The sequence below is a fragment of the Sphaerisporangium sp. NPDC005289 genome, from assembly GCF_040607455.1.
Classification (GTDB): Bacteria; Actinomycetota; Actinomycetes; order Streptosporangiales; family Streptosporangiaceae; genus Sphaerisporangium; species Sphaerisporangium rhizosphaerae.
Window position 1 is genome coordinate 29399 of the sequence record NZ_JBEXGS010000038.1, and the last position, 17434, is coordinate 46832.

Annotated in this window: 13 protein-coding genes; 11 read left to right on the plus strand and 2 right to left on the minus strand. The window is 69.9% G+C overall.

Annotated elements, in window-relative coordinates; genetic code table 11:
- Window positions 1–95: 95 nt before the first annotated feature.
- The 10 genes from ABZT47_RS38615 to ABZT47_RS38660 all read left to right on the plus strand — a co-directional run bounded on the left by ABZT47_RS38615 (window position 96) and on the right by ABZT47_RS38660 (window position 12985).
- Complete coding sequence (locus tag ABZT47_RS38615) at window positions 96–1457, plus strand: hypothetical protein (RefSeq protein ID WP_354853265.1); 1362 nt, start codon at window positions 96–98, stop codon at window positions 1455–1457.
- 5 nt (window positions 1458–1462) lie between these two features.
- Window positions 1463–2392, plus strand: coding sequence for a sugar ABC transporter permease (locus ABZT47_RS38620; protein WP_354853267.1), 930 nt, complete (start codon window positions 1463–1465; stop codon window positions 2390–2392).
- Window positions 2389–3213 carry a carbohydrate ABC transporter permease gene (locus tag ABZT47_RS38625; RefSeq protein WP_354853269.1) on the plus strand — a complete coding sequence of 275 codons (825 nt, stop codon included), beginning with the start codon at window positions 2389–2391 and terminating at the stop codon, window positions 3211–3213. Before ABZT47_RS38620 ends, ABZT47_RS38625 begins: the two co-directional genes overlap by 4 nt.
- Window positions 3214–3218: 5 nt before the next feature.
- Window positions 3219–4115 carry an ROK family protein gene (locus ABZT47_RS38630; protein WP_354853271.1) on the plus strand — a complete coding sequence of 299 codons (897 nt, stop codon included), beginning with the start codon at window positions 3219–3221 and terminating at the stop codon, window positions 4113–4115.
- Window positions 4116–4275: 160 nt separating this feature from the next.
- Window positions 4276–5412 (plus strand): glycoside hydrolase family 68 protein, encoded by a 1137-nt coding sequence (locus ABZT47_RS38635; protein WP_354853273.1) that lies wholly within the window; start codon window positions 4276–4278, stop codon window positions 5410–5412.
- Between the two features lie 347 nt (window positions 5413–5759).
- Window positions 5760–7031: an extracellular solute-binding protein gene (locus tag ABZT47_RS38640; RefSeq protein ID WP_354853275.1), complete on the plus strand. Its 1272-nt coding sequence runs from the start codon at window positions 5760–5762 to the stop codon at window positions 7029–7031.
- 3 nt (window positions 7032–7034) lie between these two features.
- Window positions 7035–7997, plus strand: a complete 963-nt coding sequence (locus tag ABZT47_RS38645) for a sugar ABC transporter permease (protein WP_354853277.1) — start codon at window positions 7035–7037, stop codon at window positions 7995–7997.
- Entirely contained in the window at window positions 7994–8800 is an 807-nt protein-coding gene (locus ABZT47_RS38650) for a carbohydrate ABC transporter permease (RefSeq protein ID WP_354853279.1), read from the plus strand. The genes ABZT47_RS38645 and ABZT47_RS38650 overlap by 4 nt, the downstream gene beginning before the upstream one ends.
- Before the next feature lie 25 nt (window positions 8801–8825).
- Window positions 8826–10511 carry a trehalase family glycosidase gene (locus ABZT47_RS38655; RefSeq protein ID WP_354853281.1) on the plus strand — a complete coding sequence of 562 codons (1686 nt, stop codon included), beginning with the start codon at window positions 8826–8828 and terminating at the stop codon, window positions 10509–10511.
- A gap of 1004 nt (window positions 10512–11515) precedes the next feature.
- A complete protein-coding gene (locus ABZT47_RS38660; protein ID WP_354853283.1) occupies window positions 11516–12985 on the plus strand; it encodes an arabinofuranosidase catalytic domain-containing protein in 1470 nt (489 codons plus the stop codon).
- 225 nt (window positions 12986–13210) lie between these two features.
- On the opposite strand, the gene ABZT47_RS38665 is transcribed toward ABZT47_RS38660, so the two are convergent.
- Together ABZT47_RS38665 and ABZT47_RS38670 are read right to left on the minus strand one after the other, a co-directional pair.
- Window positions 13211–14851 (minus strand): cellulose binding domain-containing protein, encoded by a 1641-nt coding sequence (locus ABZT47_RS38665; RefSeq protein ID WP_354853285.1) that lies wholly within the window; start codon window positions 14849–14851, stop codon window positions 13211–13213.
- 162 nt (window positions 14852–15013) lie between these two features.
- On the minus strand, window positions 15014–16366 hold the full coding sequence (locus ABZT47_RS38670; protein ID WP_354853286.1) for a cellulose binding domain-containing protein: 1353 nt from the start codon (window positions 16364–16366) through the stop codon (window positions 15014–15016).
- A gap of 697 nt (window positions 16367–17063) precedes the next feature.
- Between ABZT47_RS38670 and ABZT47_RS38675 the strand changes: the two genes are divergently transcribed.
- The coding region (locus ABZT47_RS38675; protein WP_354853288.1) for an endo-1,4-beta-xylanase at window positions 17064–17434 on the plus strand (371 nt) is incomplete at its 3' end.

Here is a 17434-nt window from a genome sequence, read left to right on the forward strand (position 1 = left end):
GTGCACGGTGAGACTAACGGGCGCTAACCCGATTTAGCAACGAAGACGGGACGTCAGCCCGGTGCGGATGGTCCCAGGCAGCAGAGGAGATGCGCATGGCTCGTCGAGGTCGCCCCGGCAGGTCCGGGGCCGCGCTTGTGATCGCCATGGGAATGCTGGCCGCCGCCTGCGCGGCTCCCGGCAGCGACAACCCGCCACCCCAGGCCACCAGCACGTCGTCGACGTCCGCGGCGCCCACCTGCGGCACGGCTCCGGTCAAGCTCAGCGGCTACTTCGAGACCGGATTCCCGCTGCCCAAGGAGCTGACCACCGAGTTCACCAAGCAGCACCCGAACGTCACCTGGGACATCCGTGAGGACCAGTTCGCGGTGATCACGCAGAACGCCCCGCGCGTGCTGGCGGACAACCCGCCCGACCTGATGCGCCTTCCCCAGGTGTCGGAGCTGGTCAAGGACAACCTGCTGAAGAACCTGGACGGCTACGCAAAGGCGTTCGGCTGGGACCGGTGGCCGGCCTCGCAGCTCGAGCAGCTGCGCATGGGCCCGGGCGGGCGCCCGCGCGGCGAGGGCTCGCTGTACGCCCTGGGACTCAACTTCAGCCTGACCGGTCTGTTCTACAACAAGAAGCTGGCCGCCCAGATCGGGATGTCGGCGCCGCCCACCACGCTGGCGGAGCTGGACCAGGCGCTGGACAAGGCCAAGAAGGCGGGCCTCACCCCCATCCTGCAGTTCAACGGCGGCGCCACCGGCGGCCTGGCGTTCCCGCTGCAAAACCTCATGGCCTCCTACGGGCCGCCCGGGCCCATCAACGACTGGATCTTCCAGAAGCAAGGCGCGACCATCGACACCCCGTCGAACCTGCAGGCCGCCCAGCACCTGGAGCGATGGGTCAAGGCAGGATACTTCCAGAAGGACGTCAACGCGGTCGACTACGCCACGATGATGAGCCGCTTCATCGGCGGCAAGGGCCTGTTCATGTTCAACGGAGACTGGGAGTCGGGCAACCTCGACAAGCAGATGCCGGGCAACGCCGGCTTCACCCTGATGCCGCCCGCGCAGCAGGGCGGCAAGCGCGCCGCGATGTCGGCCCCCCTGACCTTCGGCATCGCCGCCCGCGCCAAGAACGCCGACTGCGCCGCCTTCTTCCTCAACTGGGTGGCCACCGACAAGCGGGCCCGCGAGATCGGCGTCGAGGTCGGCGGGTCGCACCCGATGGGACCGGCCGACGCGTACATGCCCGAGGTGCCCGCCGACAAGGTCACCGCGAGCACGCTGTCCGCCGGCGCCGACATCGCCAAGGACAACGGCGCGATGGACTTCATCGCCAACGCCACCGGCGCCATCTACGCCAAGAGCTGGACGCCGCAGTTGCAGAAGCTGGTGGCCGGGCAGCAGACGCCGCAGGAGCTGCTGAAGAGCGTCCAGGCCGACTACACCGGCCAGCTCGAAGGGAACTGAGACAGGTGGTGCCCCGCCCCGCCGGCGCCCGATCGGCGTCCCGGCGGCCGGTCACGGCCAAGCTGCGCGGCTCGCGCGGCTTGGCCGGCTGGCTGTTCATCGCCCCGGCGCTCGCCTTCTACGCGGTGTTCGTCCTGCGCCCGATCGCCGTGACGTTCCAGTACTCGCTGTACGACTGGGACGGCATCGGCGCCTCCACCTGGGTGGGGCCGGCCAACTACGGCAAGGTCTTCACCGACCCCGACCTGTTCGAGTCGCTGGTCAACGCCGTCAAGCTGATCGTGTTCTTCAGCGCGATCCCGGTCGTGCTGGGGCTGGCGATCGCCGCGACGATCAGGCGCATCGCCGCGACCAGGCTCGCCCTGGTGGCGCGCACCGTGATCTTCCTGCCGCAGGTCATCCCGCTGGTGGCCGCCGGCATCGCGTGGAGCTGGCTGCTGGCCTCCACCGGAGTGGTCAACCAGTTGCTCACGCTGGTCGGCCTGGGCGGGGTGACCCGGGCCTGGCTGGGCGACTTCGGCACCGCCCTGCCGGCGGTCGGCATGATCGGCGCGTGGGTGCTGCTCGGCCTGTGCACGCTGCTGCTCCTGGCGGGCATGAGCAAGATCGACCCGGCGCTGTACGAGGCCGCCCGGCTCGACGGCGCCGGGCCGTGGCGGGAGTTCATCTCGATCACCGTCCCCAGCCTGCGCCAGGAGATCGCGGTCTGCGTCACCGTGACCGTGATCGCGGCGCTGGCGAGCTTCGACATCATCTACATCTCCACCCAGGGCGGCCCCGGCAACACGACCATGGTGCCCGGCCTGCAGATCTTCTACCTGGCCTTCTCCGAACGCGAGGTGGGCATGGCCTCGGCCCTCGCCGTGGTGCTCATGGTCCTGGTGATGGCCTGCGCCCTTCCCATCCAGTGGTTCGCGAAGGACGGCAACCGATGATCACCGCACGGGGGGAGGCATGGACCGGCCGGCTGCTGCTCGTCCTGATGATGGCGGTCACGCTCCTGCCGTTCATCAGCCTGTTCGTCACCGCCCTGCACCCCTCGGGCACCTACCCGGCCGGGCTGGCCTGGCCGGAGCACCCGCAGTGGGGCAACTTCCCGCGGGCCTTCCAGGCGGCGAACATGCTGGAGCTGCTGAAGTCGAGCGTCCTCATCGTGCTGGGCGTGGTCCCGCTGTCGATCCTGCTGGGCACGATGGCCGGCTTCGCCATCGGCCACCTGCGGGTGATCGGCGGACGGGTGGTCTTCCTGCTGTTCGTGCTCGGCCTGACCCTGCCGTTCGAGGGCATCATCACGCCGCTGTACTACCAGATCCGCGACATGGGGCTCCTGAACACCCGGTGGGCGATCATCCTGCCGCTCATCGGCCTGTTCATGCCGTTCAGCGTCTTCTGGATGCGCGCCCACTTCGTCAACATGCCCCAAGAGCTGTCCGAGAGCGCGCGGATGGACGGCGCCAACGTGTGGCAGCTGTTCCGCCGCATCCACCTCCCCCTGGCCATGCCGGCGATCTCCTCGCTGGGCATCCTGCTGTTCCTGTGGACCTGGAACCAGTTCCTGCTGGCCATCGTCCTGGTCGACGACCCCGCCAAGCGCACGATGTCCGGCGCGCTGGGCGCCTTCCAGGGCCAGTGGGGCACCGACATCCCGCTGCTGTGCGCCGGGTCGCTGCTGATCCTGGCCCCCACGCTCGCGATCTTCCTGATCTTCCAGCGCCACTTCGTCAAGGCCCTGCTCCAGGGCTCGCTGAAGGGATGACGGCGATGAGCGCACCGCCGCCGCTCTTCGGCGGGATCGAGGCGGGCGGCACGAAGTGGGTGTGCGCGGTCGCCGACGCCGGCGGGGAGATCCTCGCGACGCACGTGCTGGCGACCACCACGCCGGAGGAGACCATCACCGGCGCCGTGCGGTTCTTCCAGGAGCACCGGACGCTCGCCGCGATCGGCGTGGGCACCTTCGGCCCGGTCGACCTGCGGCCGGGCTCACCGACGTACGGCCACATCACGGTCACGCCCAAGCCCGGCTGGACCCACACCGACGTCGTCTCCCCGTTGCGCGCCGCGCTGCGCGTTCCCGTCGGCCTGGACACCGACGTGAACGCCGCCGCGCTGGGGGAGTGGCGGCGTGGCGCCGGGCGAGGCCTGGAGACGCTCGCCTACATGACCGTGGGCACGGGCATCGGCGTGGGAGCCGTGCTGAACGGCCGCCCGGCGCACGGTCTCCTGCACCCGGAGTTCGGCCACATCCGCATCCCGCACGACCGCGCCCGAGACCCGTTCGCGGGCAGTTGCCCCTTTCACGGCGACTGCCTGGAAGGGCTCGCCTCCGGGGAGGCGATGCGCCGGCGCTGGGGGCGGCGTGCGGAGGACCTGGACGACCCGGCGGCGTGGGAGCTCGAGGCCGAGTACCTGGCCCACGCCGTCACCACCCTCACCTACGCGCTGTCTCCCGAGCGGATCGTCATCGGCGGCGGCGTCGCGAAGCGTCCGGGGCTGCTGCCCCGGATCCGGGCGCGCGCGTTCGACCTGGCCGCCGGCTATCCGGCGATACCTGCGCTCACCGACCGATCCGCCATGGAGGAGTACGTGGCCGGCCCTTCGCTCGGCGACCACTCCGGAATCGCCGGCGCCGTCGAGCTCGCCATGAGCGCCCTCGCCTGACCGGCGGGCCCGCCGGTCAGGCGAGATCACATCCATCACTCTCAGAGAAGAGGTTCACCATGCTCCGCCAAGGACGGTCACGGGCCGCACGGGGAACGGCGGACGGACCCGGCGCGCTCCACGGACGCATCGGTGGTCACCGCCGCCGGCAGGGCGCCGCGTGAGCGACGGCCGGCCGGCGCGCTGGACCCGCCGGCATCTCGACCTGCTCGCCGAGACCGGCGCGGTCACCGTGCCCGTCATCGATCCGCCGTCCCTGCCGCGCATCCTGCCCGGCCACTATCTGTGGGACCTGTGGCCGATCCAGGAGGAGGACGGCTCGACGAGCGTGATCGGCGGGCGTGAGCTGTGGATGGCCCTGTCGGCTCCCGCTCTCGGCCATCCGGAGGAGCGCCACGACCAGGCGCGCATCCGCCTGCTCGCCAGGTACGGCGAGGAGTGGACCGACCTCGGGGACGCCTTCGCCGACGGCGCCTCGCCCGGCAGCCGCGAATGGTCGGGGTCGGCGGTCCGCCGGCCCGACGGCACCGTCTCGGTGTTCTACACGGCCGCCGGACGGCGAGGCGAGGCACGCCCGACATTCGCGCAGAGCGTCATCGAGACCCGTCCCGCCCTGATCGCCGACGGCGGCCGGATCGCGCTCGGACGGGACGCCGACCACCGCGAGGTGCTGCGCTCCGACGGCCGGATGTACCTGCCGGCCGACGAGTCCGAGGGGGCGCCGGGCCGCATCAGGGCCTTCCGCGATCCCGGCTGGTTCCGCGACCCGGCCGACGGGCGCGACCACCTGCTCGTCGCCGCGTCCACCGCCTGGGAGGACGGCTTCACCGGCGCGATCGCCCTGGCCGGGCGGCGGGCCGGCGCCTGGGTCCTGCAGCCGCCCCTGCTCGTCGCCGAAGGCGTCAACCACGAGCTCGAACGACCGCACGTCATCGTGCACGAGTCGCGCTACTACCTGTTCTTCTCCACCCAGCGCCACGGCTTCCACCCGGCCGGCAGCGCGCCCACCGGGTTGTACGGCTTCGCCGCGCCCAGCCTGACCGGACCGTACGAGCCGCTCAACGGGTCCGGGCTCGTGCTCGGCAATCCCTCCGCCCGGCCCGACCAGACCTACGCCTGGCTGGTGCTGTCCGACCTCCAGGTGGTCGGCTTCGCCAACTACGGGTCCGAGCCGGGCATGGACCTCCGGTTCGCGGAGGCCGAGCGGGCACGGGCCGCTTTCGGCGGCACCATCGCTCCGGCGCTGAGGCTCACCGTGGACGGGTTGACGACCACCGTCGTGCCGTCCGCCCGCTGACCGGACGCATGGACGGCCTCGTGGCCGCGTCGCCCGCCCAGGGACGCGGCCACGAGGGCCGCGTCTCAGGGGGCCGTGTCCGGCCGTCGCTCGAATCGATTCGATGTGCGGCACGACAGACGTCTCGGGTCCATCGCCGGCGGAACACCCGCGACATCCGCCGGTGACGCGGCGGCCATCCGGCGGCGAGGCACGGGCGCGGCGCCGTGCAACAGGACGGCATACATTGGGCCTCTCCCATTGACTCCTCTTGTGGGCGCGCTTATGTTCATCGAACCGGTTCGGCGAACCGGTTCGACCGGCCATCGAAAATAGCCGCTCAACGCCTGTCAGCGGAGGTCATAATCATGGGGTCAGCAGCAACGAGCCGCCACGCGGCCGGCCTGGGTCTCACGGTCCTGCTGGTCGCCGGCGGTACGGTCGCGTGCTCGTCGTCGTCCGGTGGCGGCGACGCGGCCAGCGCGAGCCCGGCCGCCGGCGGCGGCACCTACACCATCTGGGATCCCTACCCCCAGTACGACAAGAGCTCCGAGTGGGTGAAGCTGCTCGAGACGTGCGGCACCCAGGCCGGGGTGAAGATCGAGCGCACCGGCTACGACACCAGTGACCTGACCAACAAGGCGCTGCTGGCCGCCCAGCAGGGCAACGCGCCGGACGTGCTGATCGTGGACAACCCGGTGGTCTCCACGATGGCCGAGGCCGGGGTCCTGACGACCACGGAGGAGAACAAGCTCGACACCTCCGCCATCGCGCCGAACCTGCTGGCCGCCGGGCAGAGCGGCGGCAAGACCTACGGCGTCCCGATCGGCGCCAACACCCTTGCCCTGTACTACAACAAGGCGGTGCTCAAGAAGGCCGGGGTGGACGTCGCCTCGGTCAAGGACTGGGCCTCGCTCACCGCGGCGCTCGCGAAGGTGAAGGCGGCGGGCAAGAAGGGCATCACCTTCTCCGCCATCGGCACCGAGGAGGGCAGCTTCCAGTTCCTGCCCTGGTACTGGGGGTCCGGGGCCCAGCTGACCAAGCTCGACTCCCCCGAGGGGATCTCGGCGGCGGCGCTGTGGACCGACTGGCTGAAGAAGGGGTACGCCCCGAACTCCGTCATCAACAACACCCAGACCACCAGCTGGCAGGAGTTCGCCACCGGCGACTACGCCTTCGCCGAGAACGGCACCTGGCAGCTCGCCAACGCCGAGAAGGCCGGCTTCGACTACGGCATCATCCCGATCCCGGCCAAGGCCGGCGGGACCGCGCCGGCGCCGACCGGCGGCGAGTTCGTGAGCATTCCCGTGCAGAAGGACACCGCCCGCTACGCCACCTCCCAGAAGCTCGTGGCGTGCCTGACCGACACCGCCAACTCCCTCACCACGACCACCACCCTGTCCTACGTCGCCCCCACCGAAGCGGTGCAGGCCAAGCAGGTCGAGCAGAACCCGAAGCTCGAGGTCTGGGTGGAGGCGGTCAAGGCCGCGAAGGGCCGCACCAGCGACGACCTGGGCACCAAGTATCCGAAGATCTCCGAGCCGATGTGGGGCGCGGTGCAGGCGGCGCTGAGCGGGTCGAAGAACCCCCAGCAGGCGATGGCGGACGCGCAGACGGCCGCGGCGAGCGCCACCCAGTAAGACATGAGCCGAGTCATAGAGAAGCCGGCGCGTGCCGCCCGTGACCCCCTCCCCGCGGCGAGGAGGGGGCGCCGGGCGGCACGCCTGGCGTCAGGGCAGTGGGCGGCGTGGGCGTTCCTCGCCCCGATCGTGGTCTACCTGACGGTCTTCTACGCCTACCCGCTGTTCCGCAACGTCGAGTTGAGCCTGCGCAACTACACCGTGCGCTCCTTCGTGCAGGGCGATGCCCCCTTCACCGGCCTGACCAACTACGCCAAGGTCGTCGGCGACCCGGCCTTCGGGCCGACGCTGTGGCACACGGCGGTGTTCACCGTGGTGTCGCTGGCCTTCCAGTTCGCGATCGGGCTGGCCCTGGCGGTGTTCTTCGCCAGGCACTTCCGCCTGTCGGCCACCTTGCGGGCGCTGTTCCTGGTCCCGTGGCTGCTCCCGCTGATCGTGTCGGCCTCCACCTGGTCGTGGATGCTCAACAGCGACTCCGGCGTGGTCAACGCCGTGCTGAGGACGGTCGGCCTCGGACCGGTGAACTGGCTGACCTCCCCCGACTGGTCCCTGTGGTCGGTGACCATCGCCAACATCTGGATCGGCGTCCCGTTCAACCTCGTGGTGCTGTACTCCGGCCTGCAGGCCATCAACCCCACCGTGTACGAGGCCGCCGCGCTGGACGGGGCGAACGGCCGGCAGCGGTTCTGGCGGGTCACCTTCCCCCTGCTGCGCCCGGTGTCGGCGGTCACGCTGCTCCTCGGACTGGTGTACACGCTGAAGGTGTTCGACATCATCTGGATCATGACCAAGGGCGGGCCCAGCGGCTCCTCCACCACCTTCGCCACCTGGTCCTACCGGCTCGGGTTCGGCAACCTGGTGCCCTCCTTCGGCCCCGGGGCGGCCGTGGGCAACCTGCTGATCGTGATGGCCCTCGTCTTCGGGCTGGTCTACATCCGCGCGCAACGCAAGCAGGACCTCACATGAGGCACTGGAGGACCGGTGTCGGTCTCCTGCTGACCGCGGTGATGCTGTTCCCCGTCTACTGGATGATCAATGTGTCCTTCACCCGGGAACAGGACATGCGCAAGAGCCCGCCGAACTGGCTGCCCATCAACGGCACGCTGGACGGGTACCGCGCGGTGCTGGACCAGCAGCTCCCTTACCTCGGCATCAGCCTGGTCGTCGGGCTCGGCACCGTCGCCCTGACCCTGCTCGTCGCGGCCCCGGCGGGCTACTCGCTGGCCAAGCTGCGGCCCCGCGGCGGCGGAGCGCTGAGTTTCGTGCTGCTGGTGGCCCAGATGATCCCGGGCATCATCATGGCGATGGGCTTCTACGCCATCTTCCTCAACACCGGCATGCTCAACACCGTCTCAGGGCTGATCGTGGCCGACTCCACCCTCGCGGTGCCGTTCGCGGCCCTGATCCTGACCGCGTTCATGTCGGGCATCCCCGAGGAGCTGCTGCAGGCCGCCCGCGTCGACGGGGCCGGGGTGACGCGCACGTTCTGGTCCATCGTGCTGCCCGTCAGCCGCAACTCCCTCATCACGGTGTCGCTGTTCACCTTCCTGTGGGCGTGGTCGGACTTCATCTTCGCCAGCACCCTGGACCAGGGCGGCGACCACCAGCCCATCACCCTCGGCATCTACCACTACATCGGCAACAACAACCAGGAATGGAACGCCATCATGGCCACCGCCGTGATCGCCTCCATCCCCGCCACGGTGCTGCTCATCATCGCCCAGCGTTACGTCGCCGCCGGCGTCACCGCCGGCGCCGTCAAAGACTGACCTTCGGAGAAGGGATTCTCATTTCATGACCGCCGCCTCGGGCCCGGTGTTCTCCCTGCGGGAAATCCCGTTCAGCTTCAGCGGATCGTGGTTCGCCTTCTCACCGGTGGTGGCCGAGAAGGTCTACGCCGAGGACGTGCACCTGGTCTCGCACCAGACCGGCATGCACCCGATCCTGCGGCTGGTGCCCACGGCCGAGACCGCGATCGACGCCGCTCCGCACCAGCTCACCTGGAGGGGCGACGACGGCCGGATCGAGCTGGCCTACGAGACCACCGACACCGTCCGGGTGCGCGGCCGCGGCCTCGGGCTCCGCCTGCTGGCCGCCGACCCCGTCCTGACCCCGTTCAGCGGCCCGTACTTCTACCAGGACCCCGCGGACGGCTCCTATGTCTTCACCGTCTACCAGACCGGGCGCCGCTACCGCGTCACCCTGCTGGACGGGCGGGCCGAGTCCGTCGGCGCCCAGGCGCTCGGCACGGCCGAACGCGGCGTCCTGCTCCGGGCGGACGAGCCATGGGAGATCGCCCTGGAGGAGTACGAGACCGCCCGCGCCCCGTTCGCCAGTGACACCTCCTTCGAGCAGGTGGCCAAGACGGCGCGCGCCGAGTTCGACGCCTTCACCGCGGCCGTCGCGCCCTGGCGCAGCGACCGGACGCCCGCCGCCGAGCTGGCCGCCTACGTGCTGTGGTCGGCCACCGTGCGCCCCGCGGGGTTCGTCACCCGCCCCGCGGTGCTGATGTCCAAGCACTGGATGGACAAGGTCTGGAGCTGGGACCACTGCTTCAACGCCATCGCCCTGGCGGGCGGGCTGCCCGATCTCGCGGAGGACCAGTTCCGGCTGCCCTTCGACCACCAGGACCCCTCGGGTGCGCTGCCCGACTCCGTCACCCACTCGGAGATCCTCTACAACTTCGTCAAGCCGCCCATCCACGGCTGGGCCCTGCGGCGGCTGCGCCCGTCCTGCGACCTCGAGCCGTCCGAGACCTACCGGCTGCTGGAACGCTGGACCCGCTTCTGGCTGGACGCCCGGCGCGCCCCCGGCAGGGAACTGCCGCACTACCAGCACGGCAACGACAGCGGCTGGGACAACGCCACCACCTTCGACCCTGAACGCGTCATCGAGAGCGCCGACCTGGCCGCCTTCCTGGTGCTCCAGATGCGCGAACTCGCCCGTCTGGCCACGGGACTCGGCGAACCGGACGCGGCCGAGCGCTGGTCCAGCGCCGCGGACCGGATGCGCGAGGCACTGCTCACCGAGCTGTGGGACGGGTCGAGGTTCCTCGCGCGCGGCGCGCACTCCGGCCGGACCTGGTCCAGCTCCAGCCTGCTCGACCTCATGCCGATCGTCCTCGGGGAAGAACTGCCCGAACCGGTGCGTGACGCGCTCGCCGCCCGCATCGAGGACCACCTCACCGCCTTCGGCCCGGCGACCGAGCTGCCCACATCGCCGCACTACCGGGACGACGGCTACTGGCGCGGACCCATCTGGGCGCCCTCGACCGTCCTCATCGAGGACGGCCTGCGGCGGGCCGGCCACGTCGAGCTGGCCGACGAGATCAGCGCACGGTTCCGTACGTTGTGCGAGAAATCCGGCTTCGCGGAGAACTTCGACGCACGGACCGGTGAGGGGCTGCGCGACCGTGCCTACACCTGGACGGCCGGCGCCTACCTCATCCTCGCCGGCGACCACGAACGGCGTCGGGTCTGACCCGCGTCGTCGTCGCCGGGGTGAGCCCTATTCGCACGGTCGGAGCGCCGAAGGGCCAGGACGTGTTGTTAGCGATAACATCTCAGCTCGCCTCCGCTTGGGTGGTGATCGGCGCCGACCGCCCGCGGCGTGGCCCGGCCCGGCGCCGATCCGGCGGCGGGCGGTCGGCGCGCGGCCGGGTCATCCTCGTGCGGACGGGCGGCGCTCCATCAGGGTTAAGTTTCCGCTCTTGGGGGGTTAAGTTGCGGCCGATCGTGAGCGATCGGTACGCCGAAGTCAACGCTGCGGACGGTGGCGGGCCTGCTTTCGGCGACGGCGTCAGGCGACGCCGGCGCCGGGCCGGGTGACGGCTCGGCGGCGCCGGCGGTGGGCTCGCCGGGCCTCGCGAGGCACGTTCCGCGCCGACGATGCTCGCGATAACGCCTGCTCAGCGGGAGTGGCACTGTTCTGACGCGAGGGTGGCGCGGCGGGGCGAAGACGACGCGCCGAGCCGTCGCCGAGCCCGCTCGCCCGCGTCCGGCCGCCACATGGGGCTCCGCGATCCCGCCCCGGCCGCGGTGACATCGTTCGGCCGCGCCGGCTGAAAGTTTCAGTGGTGTGCGCCCCTCGTGGAAGGCGGTCGCGCGAGCGCCGGGAATCGCCGTAACCGCTCGCCGTGCCAGGTCCTGGCCTCCGTGCCGGGCCGCCGCGCTTCGGTGGGCGGGCTCCGCACGGCCGGCACATGGTCTTGACAGGTTCCGTACCGGTTTCCACACTGACTCCCCGAGCGGCCTGCTCTCCTCGGACGTCAGGTGGTGTGCGGCGGAACTCGTCACCGTGGAGCCCGCCGGAGAGAGGCCGCTCCACCGTGGCGTCCGCCACGAAGTCCGACGTCACCGACCCCGGTGACGCAATCCCGGTTCTGTTGTCGCTGACACGTCGACGTACCCGCGCGCGTCATTGTTAGCGCTAACAATACGGGTCGTGACAGTGGAACACCGGCTACAGAGAACGGAAGAGCACCCATGCGACAGAGCACCGCACATCGTGGGAGGTGGACGCTGATCGCCGGCGTCCTGGCCCTCCTGACGGCCATGGTCGGCGTGGCCGGGACCCATCTCGCCTCGGCGGCCGCGGCGGGATGCCGGGTCACCTATACCGTCAGCGCCCAGTGGCAGGACGGCTTCGGCGCCAACGTCATCGTCGACAACCTCGGCGACCCGGTCAACGGCTGGAGGCTGACCTGGTCGTTCCCCGCCGGGCAGTCCATCACGCAGTTGTGGAACGGGTCCTACACCCAGTCGGGGTCGTCGGTGACGGTGACCAACGCCTCCTACAACGGCGCCATCCCCACGGGGGGAAGCACCAGTTTCGGGTTCAACGGAAGCTGGAGCGGCTCCAACCCGGTGCCGTCGAGCTTCGCCCTCAACGGCACGACCTGCACCGGCGGCGTCTCTTCCCCCTCGCCCACTCCCACCGTCACCCCGACCGTCACGCCGACGCCCACGCCTACGCCGACGGTCACGCCCACGCCGTCGGGCAAGCAGCCGTGTGACATCTACGCCGACGGCGGCACGCCGTGCGTGGCGGCGCACAGCACCACGCGCGCGCTGTACGCCTCCTACAACGGCCCGCTGTACCAGGTGCGGCGCTCCTCGGACAACACCACGCGGGACATCGGCGTGCTCAGCCCGGGCGGAGTGGCCAACGCCGCGACCCAGGACACCTTCTGCGCGAACACCACTTGTCTGATCAGCGTCATCTATGACCAGTCGGGTCGTAACAACCGGCTGACCCAGGCGCCTCCCGGCGGGTTCTCCGGCCCGGCCGCGGGCGGGTACGACAACCTCGCGACCGCGACCAAGGCGCCGACCACGGTGGGCGGCCACAAGGCCTACGGCGTCTACGTGGACGCCGGAGTCGGCTACCGCAACAACGCCACCAACGGCGTCGCCAAGGGCGACCAGCCCGAGGGGATGTACGCGATCTTCGACGGGACGCACTACAACGGTGGTTGCTGTTTCGACTACGGCAACGCCGAGACCAACAGCCGCGACAACGGCAACGGCACGATGGAGGCCATCTACTTCGGCAACATCAAGGTGTGGGGCACCGGCGCGGGCAACGGCCCCTGGATCATGGCCGACCTGGAGAACGGCCTGTTCTCCGGGGTCAACCAGAAGAACAACGCCGGTGACCCGACCATCAGCCACCGGTACCTGACCGCCATCATCAAGGGCGAGCCCAACCACTGGGCCATCCGCGGCGGCAACGCCCAGTCCGGCGGTCTTGGCACCTTCTACGACGGCAAGCGGCCCAACGTGTCGGGCTACAACCCGATGAAGAAGGAAGGGGCCATCATCCTGGGCATCGGCGGCGACAACAGCCACGGCGCCGTGGGCACCTTCTACGAGGGCGTGATGACCTCCGGCTATCCCTCCGACGCCACAGAGAACGCCGTCCAGGCCAACATCACCGCCGCCGGCTACCGGTAGGCGAGCGACCGCGGGCCGCACCGGACCGCCGAGCCGCCCCTGTGGACATCCAGGGGCGGCTCGCCGTCGTCCGTCCGCCGGCCGGGCAGGGAAGGACTCTCACCCGGCCTTTCCCTGCCGGGAACCGTAGACCAGCGGCCCTGTCGCATCGACCGGACGCGCCCTCCCGCCGCCGTCAGGGCCGGCGGCGGGAGGGCGCGGTCAGGAGACGGTGCTACCCGGTCGTCATGGGCTGGTGCAGCTCAGCCCGGTCGGCGCCGTCGATCCGCTTCCGTTGGCGGTGAATCCGAACGTCGTCGACCCGTTGCCGGGAACGGTGCCGTTGTAGGCGGCGTTCTTGACGGTGATCGCGCCGGAGGTGCCGGTGTTCACGCCGTTCCACATGCTCGAGACGGTCTGCCCGCCGGCCAGCGTCATGCTGACGGTCCAGCCGTTGAGCGCGGAGGTTCCGCCGTTGCCGACGGTCACCTCACCCTGGAAGCCGCCGCCCCAGTCGTTGACCAGCCGGTAGGTCGCCGTGCAACCGCCCGGAACGGGAGTGGGCGTCGGCGTCGGGCTGGGCGTCGGGGTGGGACTGGGCGTCGGGGTCGGGGTCGGAGTGGGAGTGGGCGTCGGGGTCGGAGTGGGCGTCGGCGAGGTGTCGCCGCTGACCCGGTAGACGACGGTGCCGTGTGAGGGCACGCTGGCCGAGATCGTCCCGGTGCTGGTGGTGGTGGCGTTGGTCCAGGCGTCGCGCAGGGTGAACGAGCTACCCGACTTGCCGATCGCCGAGGCGGTAGTGGAGATGGTGGTGGTGCTGCCGCCCTGGTTGAACAGGGCGACCGCGACGTCGCCGTTGCTGAGCTTCTTGGCCAGTACGCGGCGGGTGCCGTCGTTGCTGATCTGAGTCGCCTGCAGGCCGAGGGTGTCCTGGTTGATGGCGATGAGGCGGGGGTTCTTCAGGATCGTCGAGGTCGCCGAGTCCATGCTGCGCAGGTCGTTCCCGGCGATGAGCGGCGAGGCCATCATCGCCCAGAGGGCGAAGTGGCTGCGCATCTCGGTGTCGGTCATGCCGCCCCGGCCGACCTCCATCATGTCGGGGTCGTTGAACTGCCCGGGCTTGGCGTAGGAGGCGAGCGGGATGGTGACGTTGACGATGTTCTGGATGCCCATCGGGTAGCCGTTGGTCTGACCGGTGTCCCACTTGTTGGTGATGTCCTCGGTGGTCCGCCAGATGTTGGCGATGTCGCCCCAGTTGCGGCGCGGCCCGGTCTTGTCGTGGATGCTGTTGGAGTTGATGCTGTAGAGGATCGGCCGCCCCGTCGCGGCGAGCGCGTCACGCATCTTGGCGAACGTGGTGATCTGGTCGTTGATGGTGCCGTTGGGCGAGCACCAGTCGTACTTCAGGTAGTCCACGCCCCAGGCGGCGAACTGCCGGGCGTCCTGGGCCTCGTGTCCCTGGCTTCCGGTCGCCCCCGGGTAGCTGCCGAAGTACTGCGCGCAGGTCTTGTCCACCGGGACCTGGTAGATGCCGAACTTCAGCCCCTTGCCGTGCAGGTAGTCCCCGAGCGCCTTCATCCCGCTGGGGAACCGCGACGGATTGCCCTGCAGGTTTCCCGAGGAGTCGCGGTTGGAGTTGAACCAGCAGTCGTCGACCACCACGTACTGGTAACCGAGGTCGCGCAGGCCGGAATTGACGATCGCGTCGGCCATCTGCTTGATCAGTGACTCGCTGATGTTGCACCCGAAGGTGTTCCAGCTGTTCCATCCCATGGGCGGCGTGCGCGCCACGCCGTTCTCCAGGGCGCCGGCCTCCCCTTGGACGGCGACCAGGCCGCCCAGGAGCACCCCGGTGGCGAGCGCCGCCGAGCCGAGCCGAGTTCTCACTTTGCGCACTGTTCCTCCTGCGGACCTACGAAGAGCACTTACGGAAAGGGGGCCCTCGCGCACCGGCGCGGGCGGCATCGACTCGACCGCTCCCGTGAGGGGCCCCGTCAGAACTCAGGGGTGGAGCCCGGCCGGGCTCCACCCCTGACGGTTCGTCCTCGGTCAGGCGATGGTGCACGCCGCGCCGTTGAGGGTGAACGACGTGGGTTTACCGGTGTTGCCGGTGTGGGTGGCCTGGAAGCCGATGCTGACCGAGGCGTTGGGCGCGATGGCGCCGTTGTAGGAGACGTTCTTCGCGGTCACCTGGCCGCTGGTGGGGCTGTAGGTGGCGTTCCAGCCGGAGGTGATGGTCTGGCCGCCGGGCAGGGTGAAGACCAGCGACCAGCCGTCGATCGCGGCGGTGCCGGTGTTGGTGATGGAGATGTCCGAGGTCAGACCGGAGTTCCACGCGTTGAGGGTGTCGGTGACCCGGCAGGCTCCGGTGCCCGGGGTGGGGGTCGGGGTGGGGGTCGGCGTCGGCGTCACGGTCGGCGTCACGGTCGGCGTCGGCGTCGGCGTCGGAGTGGGGGTCGGGGTGGGGTTCGGGTCGGTGCCCGCGAACTGGGTGAAGAACTTCCACACCTCTCCCGGCACCCAACTGGATCCGCTGGTGCCGGTGCCACCGTCATGCGGAGCGGGGTTGTGGTCGTCGTCGAACGCCGCCCACACGACCGGATATCCGGCCCGGCATCCGGAGTAGGCGGTGATCCGGTGGGTCAGGCTGCCCTGCGTCGGCTCGGGCGGGTTCTGCGCGGTGCAGCCGTTGTTCTTGACGAACTTGTCGCGCAGCGTCCGTCCGTTGGAGATGTTGAGGACGCTGTCCCTGATGCCGTGGATGCCGTAGTAGGCGACGGGCTGCGTGCCTCCGCTGCATCCGCTGAGCTGGGCGCCGGACAGGACCGCCACCGCACGGAAGACCGTCGGACGGCTGCACGCGAGCGAGAACGACATGGCGCCGCCATAGCTCCACCCCGTGGCGAAGAGCTGTGTGGTGTCGACGCAGAGGTCTGTCTCGATCTGCCGGACGATGTCGTCGATGAAGGTGACGTCCTCGCCGCCGGAGTTGGCCCAGCCGTTGTTGAAGCCCTGGGGCGCGACGAAGATGGTGCTGTTGTTCGACAGGCGCTGCAGGCCGTAGTAGGACCAGACGTCCCTCTGCACGGTCTGGCCCGTGGCGACGTCGGTGGCGGTGCCGCCTAGCCAGTGCAGGCCGAAGATCAGCCGGTAGGGGTGGTTCCTGTCGTAGTTGTCGGGAATCCGCAGAATGTAGCTGCGGTTCTTGCCACTGGTCGTGATCGACCTCGTACCGCTGGTCAGCGTCGGAGCCTTGCCGCATCCGGCGGTCGCCGCGGCGACGCTCGCGCCCGCCGCCTTCGTCGCTCCCTCGAGGCCTTCGCTCAGCGCCGCGCGACCGGTGGCCAGCACGAGAAGCGCCGCGACCGCGATGGCCCCTAAGAACGATCTATGTCTTGACATCGCACTCCCCGTCCAAAGGTCTTGTTAGCGCTAACATCGCGTCGGGTCGGCCCTTTCGCCAGGTGGGATGGCCGCGGGTCGACCGGCCGCCGGTAGGCGCGTACTGGTTGTCGGCAACATGGGGGGCTCGCCGGCCTTGTTTCCGATTGGTGGTGGTGCGGCGGAGCAAATACGACGCGGCGGAGTCCCGTCAAGGTGAGGACTCCACCGCGCGCCGGCCTCCCATCGCCCGGCGTTCCCCGACCGCGTCTACCAGGCGCGGAGCCGATTCCCGCCGAGGTGGGCGAGATGAAACTTTCAGGTCCCCGCCGGCGGTGATCTGCCCTCTGACAAGGAGGTTTCGACGGCGAAGGCGGCTCGACGCGGAACGGCGGAAACTTCGACGGCCGGCATCGGCGGTTCTCCCAGGCGAAGCCGGGTGCGGGCCCGCCGGAACGACCGAAACGATCGGCGCATGGCCTTGACACGTTTCGTGGAGATTTCCAAACTGAGTCCCGATATGACCTCCTGTCGGTTCGGTGGTGAGCGGCAGAGGTCGCGGTTCATGGTGCGGTCCGATGGTGGCGTGACGCGCTGACGCGATCGATCGCCGGGCGCCGGCGCCACTGTTCTCGCGCGAAGACCGATCAGGCTCGGGCGTTCGTTTCGGGACGTTCCCGTGTTGATTTCATCCATTTTCAGTACTGGAGGCTCAGGCATGGGCGAGAAGCTGTCATCCGCCGCGGGAGCGCGGCGACGTCTCGGCGGTTCCCGCCGATTGGCGGTGGCCGGTGTCGTCGGTGTGCTCGGGGTGGTCTCGGCGTTGGCGGCGAGCACTCCGGCGGGCGCGGCGGCGAGCACGCTGGGCGCCGCGGCGGCCCAAAGCGGCCGGTACTTCGGCGCGGCGATCTCCGCCTCGCACCTCAACGACTCCACCTACGTGGCCACCTGGGACCGCGAGTTCTCCGGCGTCACCCCCGAAAACGAAATGAAATGGGACGCCACCGAACCCTCCCGCAACTCCTTCCGCTTCACCGGCGCCGACCAGATCGTCAGCCACGCCCAGAGCAAAGGCATGAAGATCCGCGG